The 15450-nt window shown below is 62.9% G+C and carries 9 protein-coding genes and 3 pseudogenes; 9 read left to right on the top strand and 3 right to left on the bottom strand.

Annotated features, from left to right (window positions below):
* The first annotated feature begins 10 nt into the window (after positions 1–10).
* From MHI61_RS27675 to MHI61_RS27655, 5 genes are read left to right on the top strand one after another with little or no spacing between them, the layout of a single operon-like run.
* Positions 11–1105 carry a glycoside hydrolase family 88 protein gene (locus MHI61_RS27675; protein WP_239793186.1) on the top strand — a complete coding sequence of 365 codons (1095 nt, stop codon included), beginning with the start codon at positions 11–13 and terminating at the stop codon, positions 1103–1105.
* Positions 1102–2466, top strand: coding sequence for a glycoside hydrolase family 28 protein (locus tag MHI61_RS27670; protein ID WP_239793185.1), 1365 nt, complete (start codon positions 1102–1104; stop codon positions 2464–2466). Before MHI61_RS27675 ends, MHI61_RS27670 begins: the two co-directional genes overlap by 4 nt.
* Positions 2454–3560 (top strand): sn-glycerol-3-phosphate ABC transporter ATP-binding protein UgpC, encoded by a 1107-nt coding sequence (ugpC, locus tag MHI61_RS27665; protein WP_239793184.1) that lies wholly within the window; start codon positions 2454–2456, stop codon positions 3558–3560. Before MHI61_RS27670 ends, ugpC begins: the two co-directional genes overlap by 13 nt.
* 2 nt (positions 3561–3562) lie before the next feature.
* Positions 3563–4552, top strand: a complete 990-nt coding sequence (locus tag MHI61_RS27660; protein WP_239793183.1) for a sugar ABC transporter permease — start codon at positions 3563–3565, stop codon at positions 4550–4552.
* A gap of 13 nt (positions 4553–4565) precedes the next feature.
* On the top strand, positions 4566–5612 hold the full coding sequence (locus MHI61_RS27655; RefSeq protein ID WP_239793395.1) for a carbohydrate ABC transporter permease: 1047 nt from the start codon (positions 4566–4568) through the stop codon (positions 5610–5612).
* 261 nt (positions 5613–5873) lie between these two features.
* On the opposite strand, the gene MHI61_RS27650 is transcribed toward MHI61_RS27655, so the two are convergent.
* Positions 5874–7025: an ROK family transcriptional regulator gene (locus MHI61_RS27650; protein ID WP_239793182.1), complete on the bottom strand. Its 1152-nt coding sequence runs from the start codon at positions 7023–7025 to the stop codon at positions 5874–5876.
* Positions 7026–7192: 167 nt separating this feature from the next.
* Between MHI61_RS27650 and MHI61_RS27645 the strand changes: the two are divergent.
* Positions 7193–8223, top strand: a pseudogene (locus tag MHI61_RS27645) (AraC family transcriptional regulator).
* Between the two features lie 39 nt (positions 8224–8262).
* On the opposite strand, the gene MHI61_RS27640 reads toward MHI61_RS27645, so the two are convergent.
* Positions 8263–9300: a LacI family DNA-binding transcriptional regulator gene (locus tag MHI61_RS27640; protein ID WP_239793181.1), complete on the bottom strand. Its 1038-nt coding sequence runs from the start codon at positions 9298–9300 to the stop codon at positions 8263–8265.
* A gap of 177 nt (positions 9301–9477) precedes the next feature.
* Positions 9478–10110, bottom strand: coding sequence for a TetR/AcrR family transcriptional regulator (locus MHI61_RS27635; protein WP_097607764.1), 633 nt, complete (start codon positions 10108–10110; stop codon positions 9478–9480).
* Between the two features lie 110 nt (positions 10111–10220).
* Between MHI61_RS27635 and MHI61_RS27630 the strand changes: the two genes are divergently transcribed.
* The 3 genes and pseudogenes from MHI61_RS27630 to MHI61_RS27620 all read left to right on the top strand — a co-directional run bounded on the left by MHI61_RS27630 (position 10221) and on the right by MHI61_RS27620 (position 15444).
* Positions 10221–11294: an efflux RND transporter periplasmic adaptor subunit gene (locus tag MHI61_RS27630; protein WP_239793180.1), complete on the top strand. Its 1074-nt coding sequence runs from the start codon at positions 10221–10223 to the stop codon at positions 11292–11294.
* Positions 11291–12377, top strand: a pseudogene (locus tag MHI61_RS27625) (efflux RND transporter periplasmic adaptor subunit). The gene MHI61_RS27630 and the pseudogene MHI61_RS27625 overlap by 4 nt, the downstream one beginning before the upstream one ends.
* Positions 12374–15444: pseudogene (locus MHI61_RS27620) on the top strand (efflux RND transporter permease subunit). Before MHI61_RS27625 ends, MHI61_RS27620 begins: the two co-directional pseudogenes overlap by 4 nt.
* Positions 15445–15450 lie beyond the last annotated feature (6 nt).

The raw sequence follows: 15450 nt of genomic DNA, 5'->3' as shown, positions 1-15450 counted from the left end.
GGTCTCCAGCATGAACACAGCATCTGTCGATAACGCCGCCCTCCTGACGACGATTGATCGCGTGGCAACGGCTTTCAGCCGGCTCCGAGGCATCAAGGAAGGTCTCGTCAGTGGAAGCGCCACCTCCGGAATCCAGTTCGACGAGTGGGACTGGGAAGTCGGTGTCGGCCTTTACGGCTTTCTCCGACGCGCAATCTCCACCAATGACCAGAAGGCGTTGCAGGAGCTCGTCGTCTGGTACAGCGGCCAGATCGACCGCGGCCTGCCGCCGCGCCAGATCAATAGCACGGCGCCGATGCTGCCGCTCGCGATCCTTGTCGAGCATGTCGATCGTCCTGACTTTCGCGCCCTCGTCGAGGACTGGGCCGAATGGCTCGTCAAGGAATTGCCGAAGACGGAGGAGGGCGGCTTCCAGCACGTCGTCAAGGAACGCCTCAACGACGGCGAATTGTGGGACGACACGCTGTTCATGGCCTGCCTGTTCCTCGCGCGGGCCGGCGTGCTCTGCAAGCGCAACGACTGGATCGACGAGGCCGTCTACCAGTTCGTCATCCACACCCGCTATCTCTCCGATCCGGTGAGCGGGCTCTGGTATCACGGCTGGACCTTCAACGGCCGGCACAATTTCGCCAATGCCTTCTGGGCCCGCGGCAATGCCTGGATCACCGTCGCCATTCCCGAACTCTTCGATCTCGTGCCGACGCTCGGCGAGAAGGACCGGCGGTTCCTGTCGAACGTCCTCGTCAGCCAGGTGCGTTCCCTGAAAGCATATCAGCGGCCGGACGGCATGTTCACGACGCTGCTCGACGATCCCTCTTCGCCGCTGGAAACCTCGGCCACGGCGGGCATCGCCTACGGCATTTTGCGCGCCATCGATGCCGGCATTCTCGGCGAGAGCGAGAAGGTCCATGCGGAGCGCGCGCTGAAGGCCGTGCTGGCCCAGATCGACGAGGAGGGCGTCGTCCACGGCGTTTCGGACGGCACGCCGATGGGCCATGACCTCGACTTCTACCGGCGCATTCCGAACCTGCCGACCCCTTATGGCCAGGCGCTGACCATGCTGCTGCTGACCGAAGTCCTTATCGAGAGCGGCCGACGCCAATGAGTGCCACCTCCCTCGTCACGATCGAGGCATTCGACGGCGACAACACCGATCGCCTGCAGGCGGCAATCGACACTCTTTCAGCTTCCGGCGGCGGACGCCTGGAGCTCCTGGCGGGCATCCACCTCTGCCGGGGGCTCCAGCTCCTTTCGGGCGTCGATCTGCATCTTGCAGCCGGCGCCGTCCTGCGTCCCGTCCCCGACTATGCGGCCTACGCGCATACCACGGTTTCGGTGATCGCCGAAAAATCCGATCGCGGCATGATCGTCGCCAAGGGCGCACGACGGATCGGGCTGACCGGGGAAGGGCGCATCGAGGCCGGCTGCGAGAGCTTCATCATCGGAGATGACGAGAGCGTCGGCACCTTCATCCCGGCCGAATTCCGTCCGCGCGTCGTCGTCTTCGAAGACTGCGACGAGGTCGAGATCAGTTCCATCACCATCAGCCGCTCGCCGATGTGGACGCTGCACTTCGTCGGCTGCACCGATCTCGCGGTCCGCAACGTCACGATCGAAAACGACCGCCGCCTTCCCAATACCGATGGCATCGTGCTCGACGCCTGCCGCAGCGCCGTCATCGAGGATTGCAGGATATCGACGGCCGACGACGGCATCTGCCTGAAGACCAGCATCGGGCCTGACGGTGTGGCCATCGGACGATGCGAGAACATTGTCGTGCGCCGCTGCGCTGTTCAGAGCCTCAGCTGCGCGCTGAAGATCGGCACGGAAACGCATGGAGATGTCAGCAACGTCGTGTTCGAGGACTGCAGCGTTTCGTCTTCCAACAGGGCGCTCGGCATCTTCTCCCGCGACGGCGGCCGGATATCGAATGTGAGGTTTTCCCGGATTGCCGTAGAGTGCAGCGAAACGCCGGATGGTTTCTGGGGCTCGGGCGAAGCATTGACCGTGAATATCGTCGACCGTATCGCCGAACGGCCTGCGGGCGCCGTCGAAAATCTCATTGTCGAGGACGTAACGGGCCGCATGGAGGGAGCGATCACTGTCATCGCGGCCGCGCCGGCAGGCATCCGCAATGTGTCGCTCGCCCGGATCGCCATCGATCAGCAGCCCGGTAAGCTCGGCACCGCGCAGTCCTACGACCTGCGCCCGACAAATGCCGATCTCGCGCCGAAGGCCGAGGGCGGCGGCCGCGCCAATGCCTGGACGCGCGGCGCGGACGGGCGGGTGATCGGCCTGCAGAACTATCCCGGCGGAATGCCCGCCGTCTACGCGGCTGATGTCACCGGGATCTTGATGAACGAGGTGCGGATCACAAGGCCGACACCGCTGCCGCAAGGCTGGAACGCAATCGACGTCGTCTTCGAAACGGCGGCACCCGATGGGAGTGGGGCATGGCAGAACTGAAACTTTCCACCGTTAACAAGTCGTATGGCTCCGTCAAAGTGCTGCATGACGTCGATCTCGATATCAAGGACGGCGAGTTCGTCGTCTTCGTCGGCCCATCGGGCTGCGGCAAGTCGACCCTGCTGCGCGTCATTGCCGGCCTCGAAGAGGTCACGTCGGGCGCAATTGCGATCGGCCGCCGCGATGTCAGCGCCCTTTCGCCGGCCGAGCGCAAGATCGCCATGGTCTTTCAGTCCTATGCGCTTTATCCGCATATGAGCGTGCGCAAGAATCTCGCTTTCGGCCTGGAGAATCTGAAGTTCAAGCGCGCTGAGATCGACGCTCGCATCGCCGAAGCCGCCAGGATGCTGGCGATCGAACCCTATCTCGACCGGCGCCCGAAGCAGCTTTCCGGCGGTCAGCGCCAGCGCGTGGCGATCGGCCGGGCGATCGTGCGCGAACCGGATATTTTCCTCTTCGACGAGCCGCTTTCCAATCTCGATGCGGCGCTGCGCGTCCAGACCCGGGCGGAGATCACCAAGCTCCACCGCGAGATCAAGACGACGATGATCTATGTGACGCACGACCAGGTCGAGGCGATGACGATGGCCGACAAGATCGTCGTGCTGCGCGCCGGGCGGGTCGAGCAGGTCGGCGCACCGCTCGAACTCTTCGACCACCCGCGCAATCTCTTCGTCGCCGGCTTCCTCGGCTCGCCGCGCATGAACATCGTCAAGGGCAAGGTCGCCGCCATCGGTGACAGCGGCGTCGTCATCGATGTCGTCAGCGGCGGCCGGATCGTCAGTGATGTCGACCCCAGGGGCGTCGCCGTCGGACAGGATGTGCTTGCCGGCATAAGGCCCGCGCATTTCTCCCGTTCCAGCGAGGGCGGTCTGCCGTTCGTCGTCCAGTATCACGAAGGCCTCGGCACCGAGACCTATGTCTACGGCAATCTTGCCGGGCAGGAGGAGCAGATCATCATCCATGAAGCCGGTCACTTTGCGCCTGTTCAGGGCGACCGGATCATGATCGATGCCGATCCGGCCCGCGTTCATCTGTTCGATCCCGAAAGCGGCCTGGCATTTGCCCGCCGATCCGGGCAGGGGAGGCGCTGACCATGGCCGCTGCTGCTGCATTGCTCTCCCAGGCGGGCGACACGGCGATGAAGGTGGTCGAGGCGCCGATGAATGCGTTCGAGCGGCTCTTCGGCCGCAAGCGCATGCCTTGGCTGTTCCTGGCGCCGAACCTCGTTCTCTTCGCCATCTTCACATTCCTGCCGATCGCCATCGCGGTCGGTTACGCCTTCACCGGCGGCACCAATCTTTTCGTTTCGGAGCGGCCCTTCGTCGGCTTCGACAATTTCCGCGCCCTGCTTTCCTGCGGCAATTACCTGCAGCCGGGCACCTGCCAGGAATCGCTGTTCTGGACGGCGGCGTGGAACACGCTCTGGTTCGTCGCATTGAACGTCACCGCCACTTTGCTGGTGGCGCTGATCACGGCGCTGATCCTCAACAGGGCAATCTTTGCGCGCGGCTTCTTCCGGGCGATGTTCTTCTACCCCGTTCTGCTGTCACCCGTCGTCATCGGCCTGATCTGGAAATGGTTCCTCGACCGCAACGGACTGCTCAACGCCTTCTTCCAGATGCTCGGCGTTCCCCCTGAGATCTTTCTGCTCGATGTCGGCTGGTCGCGCTTCTTCGTCGTGGTGGTCTCCGTCTGGTTCCACATGGGTTTCTACACCCTCATCCTGCTTGCCGGCCTCCAGGCGATCCCGAAGGAGCTCTACGAGGCCGCCTCCATCGACGCCGCTTCGCCGCGCCGCACGCTCTTCAGAATCACGCTTCCGCTACTTGCGCCGAACCTGCTTGTCGTATTCATCCTTCTGATGATCAAGTCCGTGCAGATCTTTGACGAGGCCTGGGTTCTGACGAATGGCGGCGGTCCGGGCACGGCCAACAGCTTCATCGTCCAATATATCTACCAGATGGCCTTCAGCAGCGATCTTCGCCTCTTCGGCCTTGCCTCGGCCGCCTCGGTTCTCATGGGGCTGGTGCTTCTGGTTCTCACCCTCATACAGCTGCGCCTCGGCAAGCGAATGGAGTCCTGAGATGAACAGCTCTATGAACCCGATCCGCTTCATGACGCGCACGCGCCGGGCCGGACGCATCGACATCACCGATATTCTGTCATGGGTCTGGCTGATCGGCGGCACGCTCGCCGTGCTCGTTCCCGTCCTCTGGGCCGGCCTCTCCTCGCTGAAGCCGGCGGCCGAAATCACCCGCTTTCCGCCAACGCTGCTGCCGCGCGCCGCCGTGGAGCAGACCGTGCCCGGCTTCGACAAGCCGCTCAGCCTCTGGCAAGTCACGATCGACGGCCAACAGCGTGAGATGGCCATGGTTCGGCGCATCGGCCTCAAGGCCCAGATGGTCGATCCGGCAAATCCGGGGCCGCCGGTCAGCGTCGACGTGAAGGGGATCACGCCGGTGCAGCACATGACGGTTGCCACCGAAAACTACACCGATCCGCTGACGCGCTTCAACTTCCTGACCTTCCTGAAGAATTCGGTGTTCGTCACCGTCGTTGCGACGCTGCTGACGCTGATCGTCAACGCCATGGCCGCCTTTGCCCTGTCGAAATATAAATTTCGCGGCGACACGACGGTTTTCGTCATCATCATCTCGACGCTGATGATCCCGCTCGCCGTGGTCATGGTCCCGGCCTATCTGGTCATCGTCGGGGTCGGGCTTGCCGACAATCTCTGGGGCGTCATCCTGCCGACCATCGCTTCGCCCACCGCCGTCTTCCTGCTGCGGCAATATATGCTGACCATTCCGGACGAGCTGATCGAGGCGGCGCGCGTCGATGCGGCGAGCGAATTCTGCATCTTCTGGCGCATCATCCTGCCGCTGACGGCGCCGGCTCTCGCGGTCCTCGCGATCTTCTCCGTGCTGTGGCGCTGGAACGACTTCCTCTGGCCGCTCATCGTCCTCAACAGCCGCGAGAATTTTACCCTGCAAGTGGGCCTCAACGCCTTCCAGGGCGAGTTCTCGGTGCAGTGGCATTATATCCTGGCGATGACCTTCCTCAGCCTGCTGCCTGTCACCGTCGTGTTCCTGTTCCTGCAGAAATACATCACGACGGGCATTGCCGGAACGGGGATGAAGTAGGCGAAGCTGGCGCATAACCCCGACCAGGGGTCGAGACGGGAGATCCTCCCGAGCGTTGCAACTGCACGCTTGCCGGCGAGGCCGGCCGCCTTCGCGAGCTGATCGGCCGCTTTCAGCTGGGTGACGCCGGCGTCTCCCAGGCGGCCGCTTTTCGCAAGACTGCCTCAGCTATGGCAACGCCGCCGCGCAATGTCGGTCCTGAGCCGCTTCAATGTCGTGTGAGGCGATGCCCGCAACCAGCACCCTGCTGCGGGCGAAATATCACAAAACGGTTTCGAAGAGCGGGATCAAGGCCGCACCGATCGCGCCGGGGGCATCGATGATCTGCGCCACGGCAAGCCGCGGAACGTCGCGCAGTGCGCCGTGCCGAGGCAGATTATTGAATTCGGTCCGTTCGATCAGCATTCTTGCAAGGGAATGCGGAAGCTCGCCGCCCAGCACGATCAAAGCCGGGTCGAAGATCGCGCAGATCGCATTGATGGCCCGATTGTGGGCCGGCGTGACACGGTCGATCCACTCCTCGACGCCGTCCCAATCCACCAGATGTTCGTTCTTCAGGTCCTTCAGGGTCAGCCCCAGGCGCCCCTTGGTGCGAAGATGTTCGAGCAGTTGGTTGAGTGCGGGTCGATCGTCGTAATCCTGACGTCCGAAGAGAACGGAGAATTCCCCGGCGTTCCCGAAGCTGCCGCGAAATGGCATGCCCCCGCAAACCAAGCCGCCGCCATAGCCATGAAGGTGGGCGATATAGGCGAAATCGGCGACATCGCGGCCGACGCCGAAGATTGCTTCCGCCAAGGCAGCGGTCCTGGCGACATTGTCAGCCCAGACCGGCAGACCAAGGCGCTCTCCAAGCACGGGCGCCAGATCGATCAGCGACCAATGGGCGAGTGGCAGCGGACAGTTGAATGCCGTCTCCAGCATGCGGTGGCCGGCGACCGCCAGGCCGACGCCGAGAACATCGCGCCGCCCCGCGCCGCGCCGGGCAAGAATGTCTTCGACCGCCGCTTCGATTCGGTCCATCTCCAGGGATAGCGAGGCGCCGGTCTGCGGGATTTCCATATTCTCCAACGGCTCGCCGAACCCCATGAGGCAAAGGCCGATGGAGCCGACGTTGACGGAGATGCCGAGCGTCAGACACCAGTCCTTTCGGAGCGTCAGCTCCGGACTCGGCGGTCCCGCCCGCCGGTTCTCCGATTGGGAAAAGACGAGCATTCCCCGCTCGTGAAGGCGTCCGACGATCCTGTGCAGCGATTGCTGGGTCAGATCGAGCGGCTCGGTCAGGTCGGAGCGCTCAATGCCGGGTGACTTCCAGATCAACCGCAAGACGTCCCGTTCATTGCGAGAAGCCACCCGCGTCGGTTGTGTGTCTTGCAGAAAATGTGGGGCGACATGGTCCAGAGGAACGTACTTCATTTTCCGATCATTTTGATTTACACTGTGAGTGTGAAGCAGGTGAAGGGACGCTTTGCTTCTACGGGGCAAGGAAGTCATCCGTGGTTAGCCGGTCCTGCTTACCTCATCGAGATTGGTCATACCAGTCGAGATGAGGTGTCATGTGGCAAGGAAAAGAATCGAGTTGCATGAGATCATTGAGACCTGAGAATACGGCCCGCGCTCCGGAGCATGAGGGTTACGGTTTTGTGCCGACGCATGAAGGCGCGAACTTCGAATCGATGGTTCAGGCCTTTTCGACAGGCTATGGGGTTTTCGGCGGACAGCCGCTGAGTAACGACCGGAGTTTTGCCTGGGCGGCGGATTTGAGAAGGACTGAGACATTTACGATGTTTCATTCCGTATATCAGAGTTCCTGGACAATCCGAACGCTCGACGAAAGCCCGCAACATCTTGCGTTTTACATGCCGTTTACAGGTTCTTTTCGCTTGTCGGTCGGCAAGAGAACGGTCGAAAGCGGGGCTGGCCACCTTCTCATGGCCAACAACCATGAGGCCGGCGATCGCGTGATCCAGGGTGGCCCGCATCGCTCGGATGTCCTCTTCCTGGATTGGAAGGTCGTAAAGCGAGCGCTCTCTTCGCTGGTGGAGACGCCGCTCTCCGAGTCGCTCGACCTCGAGCCCGTCCTGGATCTCTCGACCCAGCCCGGGCAGCTCATCGGCAATCTGGCCCGGACGGTTGTGCAGGGCATGCGCGAAAGCGGCCCGCTTCTATCTTCACCCCTTGCCGCAGCGGCGATGAGCGAGACCCTCGCTCACTTGGTGATCCGATTTGCCCGACACCGTCTTTCCGACCATCTGGAAAAAAAGAAAGTGTCGCTGATTGCACCTTGGCATGTCCGACGGGCGATCGACTACATGCATGCCAATATCGCGGAACCTCTCACCATGACGATGGTTGCCGATGATGTCGGTGTTTCCCTGCGCGCGCTGCAGACGGGCTTCAAAGCTTTCCGGGGACGTCGCCGGCCGGTTACCTCCGCACGATCCGACTGCAGGCCGCCCGCGAGCAGTTGCGGGATCCGACGAACCAGCAATCCGTCCGGGAAATCTGCGCGATATGGGGTTTTGCCCATGCGGGCAGGTTCTCCATTGTTTACCGCAGCACCTTTGGTGAGAGTCCGCGGGATACCCGGCTGCGGGCCGAACGTTTGCGCTAATCCGAGCTTTGGAGTTCGACTCCCGGTCTTCCCGGCGGTTTAACCAGGCGGTGCGACGCTGCCGCGCAGGACGAGATGGCATCCGAGCTCCAGGCGATGGGCCGGTCGTTGGGGGTCGTTGGCGATCAGCCTCTGTTCGATAAGCGCAAGCGCTGCGGCACCGAGCTTGTCGGTGGGCACGCGGACCGTCGAAAGCGGCGGGCGGCTGAATTCGCCGGGAACGATGTCGTCGAAGCCGAGGACAGAGATCGACTCGGGCACGCGTATGTGGCGATCAGCCAGTGCCTTCAGGCAGCCGAGCGCCAGGTTGTCGGCGGCGCAGAAGACGGCGGTGGCGCCTTTCATCGTCGGATCGCGATCGAGTAGCGCGTTGATGGCAGCCTCGCCGTGCCGGGGCTCATATCCCTCGGCCTCGACGAGCATCTCCTCGGGCACCGGAAGCTGAGCGGCGAAATAGGCATCGGAGAAGCCGTCATATCGGCGCTGGATGGTCGTGCGCCCCTTCCAGGTCAGGTGCAGGATGCGGCGATGCCCGAGCGCCAGCAGGTGCTCGATGCCGAGCCGGGCGCCGAAGCGGTTTTCGGGTGTCACCGTATCGACCAGCATGGTCGGATCCTCGCCATTGACGATGACGACGGGCATATCGGCCGAAGCGAGACTGCGGATCAGTTCCGGCTGATCGTCGTTCAGGACCACGATGCCGTCGGCGTGCTCCGCAAGCGCGATCTGCCGGACCTCAGCGCCGTCGATGCGCCGGCCGGTGCTGACGAAAGGCACGATTCGGATGCCGCGGCGCTCGCACTCCTTTCTAAGGCCGTTGAGGATTGTCCAGCTCACCAGGTTGAGGTCGCTCTCCGGAGCAGCATCGCCCGGAATGGCGAGAAGCAACACGCGCAAGGCGGCAATCGTCGCCTTCTTTCTCCGGCGTTCGAGGTAACCTAGGCGTTTGGCCGAATCCAGAACCCTTTCGCGCACTTCGATCGTCAGCGGCGCGGTTCCGTTCAGCGCGTGCGAGGCCGTGCTCAGCGATACATCAGCGTCGCGCGCGACATCCTTGAGATTGACTTTGCGTTCCACTTTATTCCGTCACGAGTTCAGGTGACGCCTTTGAAGGCGCTAGCTAACTCGATGTTTTCACATAAAGACTTCAGAAAAGCTACGTGTCTCGCAGCCTATTTTTCCGCTTTCGGCGAAAACCGGCTGCAGAGCTGCCGCAAACGAACGATGAATGCAGGCGCCGGGAGCCATTGCCGATCAGTGAGGCTTGGCAAGCAGACCGTTGAACAGCAGGTCGAAATAGGTCCGCAGGAAGGCCTCCTTGTTGGGAGTGGGCACGCGGCGGTCGTCGAATATCAGCCGCAGAACCGTCGTCGTCAGGATGGGCGCGACCACGATGTCGGAGAATTCCACCGGAATTGGGCGAAACTCGCCCGACGCCACGCCCTCCAGGATCAGGGCGTCGATCTTGGCGATGATCGGCGCAATGAACTGATCGTGGTGGCGATCGATCAGGTCGGGGAAACGCTGCCCCTCCGAGATGACCAGCCGCGTCAACTCACGCGTCGCGCGGTCCTCGGGAATTTGTTCGTAGAAGAGGCCGAGAATCGAAATCAGCCTGTCGGTAGCGCTGCCGCTGAGCCGATCGGCGATCGCGAGCAGTTCCTGAAACGGCACGGAGAAGTGGTTGATCATGGCTTCGAAGAGCTTTTCCTTCGTCTCGAAGTAAACATAGACCGTGCCCTTGGTGACGCCGACCCTGTCGGCGATGTCTTCCACGCGCGTGCCGGCAAAACCGCTTCTGACGAATTCCTCGAAGGCCGCATCCAGAATCTGGACGGGCCGCAGGGCCTTTTGTTCCGCCCGCGTCAGCTTCTTCTGAGTTGCCATTTCCTGCCTCCCCCTTGTTGCGTGCGCCCTCTTCCCCGCGGCGCAAAGTTTCATTGACTAATGCGTCAGTCAATTATATAGGAGCTGCCGTTGAGAGCAAGAGGTCAACTATGAGAACCATTCTGATCGCCACAGCGATCGTATGCGCCATCGGTCTCGGATCATGCAGCGATGAGAGCGGACCGACCGAGCCGACCCCGCGGCAGGTCGGTGTCGTCGTCGCCAAGCCTGAGCCGCTGGTTCAGGGCGGTGCGATCACGGGAGAGGTGCGGGCGCGTGTCCAGACCGATCTGTCCTTCCGCGTCAGCGGCAAGATCATCGAACGGCTGGTCGAGGTCGGACAGTCCGTGAAAGCGGGGCAGCTTCTCGCGCGCATCGATCCGCAAGAGCAGAAGGCCGACCTGGATGTAGCCGCGGCCAATCTTCAGTCGGCCGAGGCGCAGCAGACCCAGGCGCAGCTTGCATTCGACCGCCAGCAGAGCCTGTTTCGAACGCAGGTGACGACCCGTGCGGCGCTCGACCAGGCACAAGAGGCGCTTCTGACGGCGCAGGCATCGACGAAATCGGCGCAGGCGCTCTTCGAAACCGCCCAGGACAGCCTGTCCTACACCGAGCTGAAAGCCGACGCCGACGGGGTAATCACCGCCCGCAATGCCGAGGTCGGGCAGGTGGCGCAGGCCGCCCAGGTCGTCTTCACGCTTGCCCATGATGGCGACCGCGATGCCGTCTTCGAGGTGGTGGAAAGCGCCTTCCTGCGTCCGATCGACGGCGACGGCACGGTAACTCTGTTGTCGGATCCGACACAGAAGATCACGGCGAAAGTGCGTGAGATTTCGCCGACGATCGATTCCTCCACCGGCACCATCAAAGTCAAGGTGGCGATAACGAGCGATGCTCCCATTCCGCTGGGCGCTCCCGTCGTCGGGCGGTTCAACTATCTCTCGCAGGACGTCATCCAGCTGCCCTGGTCGGCAATGACCTCGAAGGACCGCAAGCCGGCCGTCTGGATCGTTGATCCGGCATCCTCCGCCGTTTCGGCCAGGACGGTCGACGTCGCCGGCTACGAGACCGGCAGCTTCGTCGTGAAGTCGGGCGTGTCGGCAGGAGAGGTCGTGGTGACCGACGGCACCAAGTTCCTCAGGCCCGGTGAGATCGTGTCTTACGTCAAGGAAGCTTCCAAGTGAGTATTCGTCTAAAGATAGTCGCACTTATGCTGGGCACGGCCCTGGTCTCCTCCTGCGCGCCGAAGGCAGAAGAGAAGACGGACACGCCTCGTCCGGTGCTGTCGACGACAGTCAGGCAGACGCCCGCCACGAGCCTCAGCCTGACGGGAACGATCGAACCGACGATCGAGACCGAACTCGGCTTCCGGATTCTCGGGCGAATGATTGCCCGCAATGTCAATGTCGGCGATGTCGTCAAGAAGGGTGACGTCGTGGCCGCCATCGATCCGGTGGCGCTGGAGCTTGCCGTGCGCAACGCCCAGTCCGATGTGGAAAACAGCGATGCCCAGCTTAGAAACGCGGTGACCACGGAGCAGCGTCAGCGCGCGCTGGTGGAATTCGCGCTCGGGCACGGCAGCCTCGCTCGAAGAGGCCGAGCAGGCGAGGCGGACGGCCGCGGCCGCCGTCGCCAAGGCACAGGCCAATCTCGACAAGGCCAAGGAGCAGCTGGGCTATGCGCAGCTTCGGGCGGAATTCGATGGGGTTGTGACGGCGACGTCGGCCGAGGTCGGGCAGGTCGTGTCGGCCGGCCACACGGTCGTGACCATTGCCCGGCCGGACAAACGCGACGCCGTCGTCGACGTGCCGCAGGCAGCCGCTCAGAAACTGAAGATCGGCGCGCCCTTCGAAGTGACGCTGCAACTCGATCCGACAATCCGCACCTCGGGGGTCGTGCGTGAGATCGCGCCGGAAGCGGAGACCGCCACCCGCACCAGCAGAACCAAAATCGCGCTCGCCGATCCGCCTGAAGCGTTCCGGCTCGGCTCGGTTATCACTGCGGCTGCAACCATCGCCGCGGAGCCGGAGATCGTGCTGCCTTCCTCGGCCATCCTTGCCGGCAGCGACGGCCAGAGCGTCTGGATCGTCGACGTGCCCGGCAAAAAAGTGTCGCTGCGCCGCGTGAAGATCGCGGGCGAGGTCGTCGACGGCGGCACTGTCCGCGTCACCGAAGGGCTCGCACCCGGAGAACGGGTGGTCGTGGCCGGCGTGCATAAACTTGAAGATGGCCAGGCCATCAGGATCGACCAGGAGATCAGCCAGTGAAGTCCTTCAATCTTTCCGACTGGGCGCTCGAACATCGATCGCTCGTCTGGTACTTCATGATCGTCTTCATTCTCGCAGGCGCCTTCTCCTACCTGAACCTCGGCCGCGAGGAAGACCCGAATTTCACGATCAAGACGATGGTGATCACCGCCCAGTGGCCCGGTGCCTCCGCCGAAGAAGTGACGCGGCAGGTGACCGACAGGATCGAGAAGAAGCTGCAGGAACTGGAATCGCTCGACTATACCAAGAGCGAGACCGTCGCCGGCCAGACGACCGTCTTCGTCGAGCTTCTGCCGACGACCAAGGCGAGGGATGTCGCGCCGACATGGCTGCGCATCCGCAACATGATCGCCGACATCAAGGGCGATTTTCCGAGCGGGGTCGTCGGTCCCTTCTTCAATGACCGCTTCGGCGACGTGTTCGGAAACATCTACGCTTTCACCAGCGACGGGCTGACGCAGCGCCAGCTTCGCGATCTTGTCGAAAATGCCCGCTCCGAGGTTTTGAAGGTGCCCGATGTCGGCAAGGTCGACGTGATCGGCGCGCAGGACGAGGCGATTTATCTGGAATTCTCCACCCGCCAGATCGCGGCGCTTGGCATCGACCAGCAGTCGGTCATCCAGACGCTGCAGGCCCAGAATGCCGTGACACAGTCCGGCTTCGTCGATGCCGGTCCGGAGCGCATCGCCTTGCGGGTGAGCGGACAGTTCACATCCGAGGAGAGCCTGCGGTCGATCAACCTGCGCATCAATGACCGCTTCTTCCCGCTGACCGACGTCGCCACGATCACGCGCGGCTACGTCGATCCGCCGTCGGCGCTGTTCCGCTTCAACGGCGAGCCGGCGATCGGGCTTGCCATCGGCATGAAGCAGGGCGCCAATCTTCTGGAATTCGGCGAGGGGCTCGACGCCCAGATGAACCGCGTCGTTGCCGATCTTCCAATCGGCGTCGATGTCCACCGCGTATCCGACCAGCCGCATGTCGTCGACGAAGCCGTTTCGGGCTTCACCCGCGCGCTCTTCGAAGCGATCGTCATCGTTCTCGTCATCAGCTTCATCAGCCTCGGCCTGCGCGCCGGCATGGTCGTGGCGATCTCCATCCCCTCGTGCTCGCCATCACCTTCGTGGTGATGGAATATTCCGGCATCTCGCTGCAGCGCATCTCGCTCGGCGCACTCATCATCGCGCTCGGGCTGCTCGTCGACGACGCCATGATCGCCGTCGAGATGATGGTGGCACGCCTGGAGGCGGGCGACGATCTCAGGAAGGCGGCGACCCACGTCTATACGTCGACGGCTTTTCCGATGCTGACGGGAACGCTCGTCACCGTTGCGGGCTTCATCCCCGTCGGTCTCAACAACAGCGCCGCCGGCGAATTCACCTTCACGCTGTTCGTGGTGATCGCGGTTTCGCTGGTCGTTTCCTGGATCGTGGCGGTGCTGTTCACACCGCTCCTCGGCGTTACCATCCTGCCGAAGACGATGAAGTCGCATCACGAGAAGAAGGGACGCTTCGCGGCCATCTTCTCCTGGCTGCTGAAGCTCGCGATGCGCTGGCGCTGGATCACCATCGTGCTGACGGTCGGCGTCTTCGCCCTTTCGGTCGGGGGCATGGGCCTGGTGCAGCAGCAGTTCTTCCCGAATTCGGACAGAACCGAGCTCGTCATCGACTGGAATCTGCCGCACAACAGCTCGATTGCCGAGACCAACAGGCAGATGGCCAAGTTCGAGAAGGATATGCTGGCCGACAACAAGGATGTCGATCACTGGACGACCTATGTCGGGCAGGGCGCGCCGCGCTTCATCCTGTCCTTCGATGTGCAGACGCCGGACGTGTCGTTCGGGCAGACGGTGATCGTCACCAAAGGGCTCGAGGTGCGCGACAAGGTGCGGACCGATCTGCAGGCCTATCTGACAAAGACCTTCCCCGGCACCGACGCCTTCGTCAAGCTTCTCGACATCGGTCCGCCGGTGGGCAAGCCGGTCCAGTACCGCATCAGCGGCCCTGACATTCAGAAGGTGCGCGACATCTCCCAGCAGTTTGCCGGCGTGGTCGGTTCGCATCCGCTGCTGTCGAATATGGTTCTGGACTGGAACGAGCCCTCTCGCGTGGTGAAGGTCGATGTCCTGCAGGACAAGGCGCGCCAGCTCGGCGTCTCCTCCGAGGACATCGCAACCGCTCTCAACGGCATCGTCGAAGGCTCGACGGCAACGCAGATCCGTGACGACATCTACCTGGTCAACGTCGTCGGGCGGGCCAGGGCATCCGAGCGCGATTCCATCCAGACGTTGCAGAACCTGCAGCTCTCCACCTCCAACGGCAAGGTCGTGCCTCTGTCGGCGGTGGCGAACTTCCGCTACGAGCTCGAGCAGCCGACGATCTGGCGTCGCGACCGGCAACCCACCATCACCCTCAAGGCAGCCGTCATCGGCTCGACGCAGCCGGCCACGATCGTCGACCAGCTGAAGCCGAAGGTCGAAGAGTTCCAGAAGAACCTTCCCGTCGGATACAAGGTGGAAGTCGGCGGCGCGGTCGAATCCAGCGCCGAGGCCCAGGGGCCGATCGCGGCCGTGGCGCCGCTGATGCTGTTTACGATGGCGACGATCCTGATGATCCAGCTGCAGAGCTTCAGCCGCCTCTTCCTGGTCTTCGCGGTGGCGCCGACGGCGCTGATCGGCGTCGTCGCGGCGCTGCTGCTGAGCAATGCCCCCATGGGCTTCGTCGCGATCCTCGGCATTTTGGCGCTGATCGGCATCCTGATCCGCAACTCGGTCATCCTGGTGGTGCAGATCGAACATCTGCGCGCCGAAGGTGTCGCGGCGTGGCAGGCGGTCATCGAGGCGACGGAACACCGGATGCGACCGATCATGCTGACGGCAGCGGCCGCAACCCTCGCGCTGATCCCGATCTCGCGCGAGATCTTCTGGGGCCCGATGGCCTACGCCATGATGGGAGGCATCGTCATCGGAACCGCACTGACCCTGCTATTTCTGCCGGCGCTCTACGTCGCCTGGTTCAGAATCCCGAGGGACGAGGGGGTTCGGGCCGACGCCGCGGCGGAAGCATGAAGACGG

Origin of the sequence: Rhizobium sp. K102 (assembly GCF_022385315.1) — a bacterium.
GTDB lineage: Bacteria > Pseudomonadota > Alphaproteobacteria > Rhizobiales > Rhizobiaceae > Rhizobium > Rhizobium croatiense.
Note: the sequence above shows the minus strand (reverse complement) of the source record. Positions and strands in the feature narration are given on the sequence as shown.

What these genes read in the sequence shown, in the direction of transcription:
- ugpC (WP_239793184.1), top strand. Translation starts at nt 2,454, where the DNA reads ATGGCAGAACTGAAACTTTCCACCGTTAACAAGTCGTATGGCTCCGTC.
- MHI61_RS27660 (WP_239793183.1), top strand. Translation starts at nt 3,563, where the DNA reads ATGGCCGCTGCTGCTGCATTGCTCTCCCAGGCGGGCGACACGGCGATG.
- MHI61_RS27675 (WP_239793186.1), top strand. Translation starts at nt 11, where the DNA reads ATGAACACAGCATCTGTCGATAACGCCGCCCTCCTGACGACGATTGAT.
- MHI61_RS27655 (WP_239793395.1), top strand. Translation starts at nt 4,566, where the DNA reads ATGAACCCGATCCGCTTCATGACGCGCACGCGCCGGGCCGGACGCATC.
- MHI61_RS27635 (WP_097607764.1), bottom strand. Translation starts at nt 10,110, where the DNA reads ATGGCAACTCAGAAGAAGCTGACGCGGGCGGAACAAAAGGCCCTGCGG.
- MHI61_RS27630 (WP_239793180.1), top strand. Translation starts at nt 10,221, where the DNA reads ATGAGAACCATTCTGATCGCCACAGCGATCGTATGCGCCATCGGTCTC.
- MHI61_RS27670 (WP_239793185.1), top strand. Translation starts at nt 1,102, where the DNA reads ATGAGTGCCACCTCCCTCGTCACGATCGAGGCATTCGACGGCGACAAC.
- MHI61_RS27650 (WP_239793182.1), bottom strand. Translation starts at nt 7,025, where the DNA reads ATGAAGTACGTTCCTCTGGACCATGTCGCCCCACATTTTCTGCAAGAC.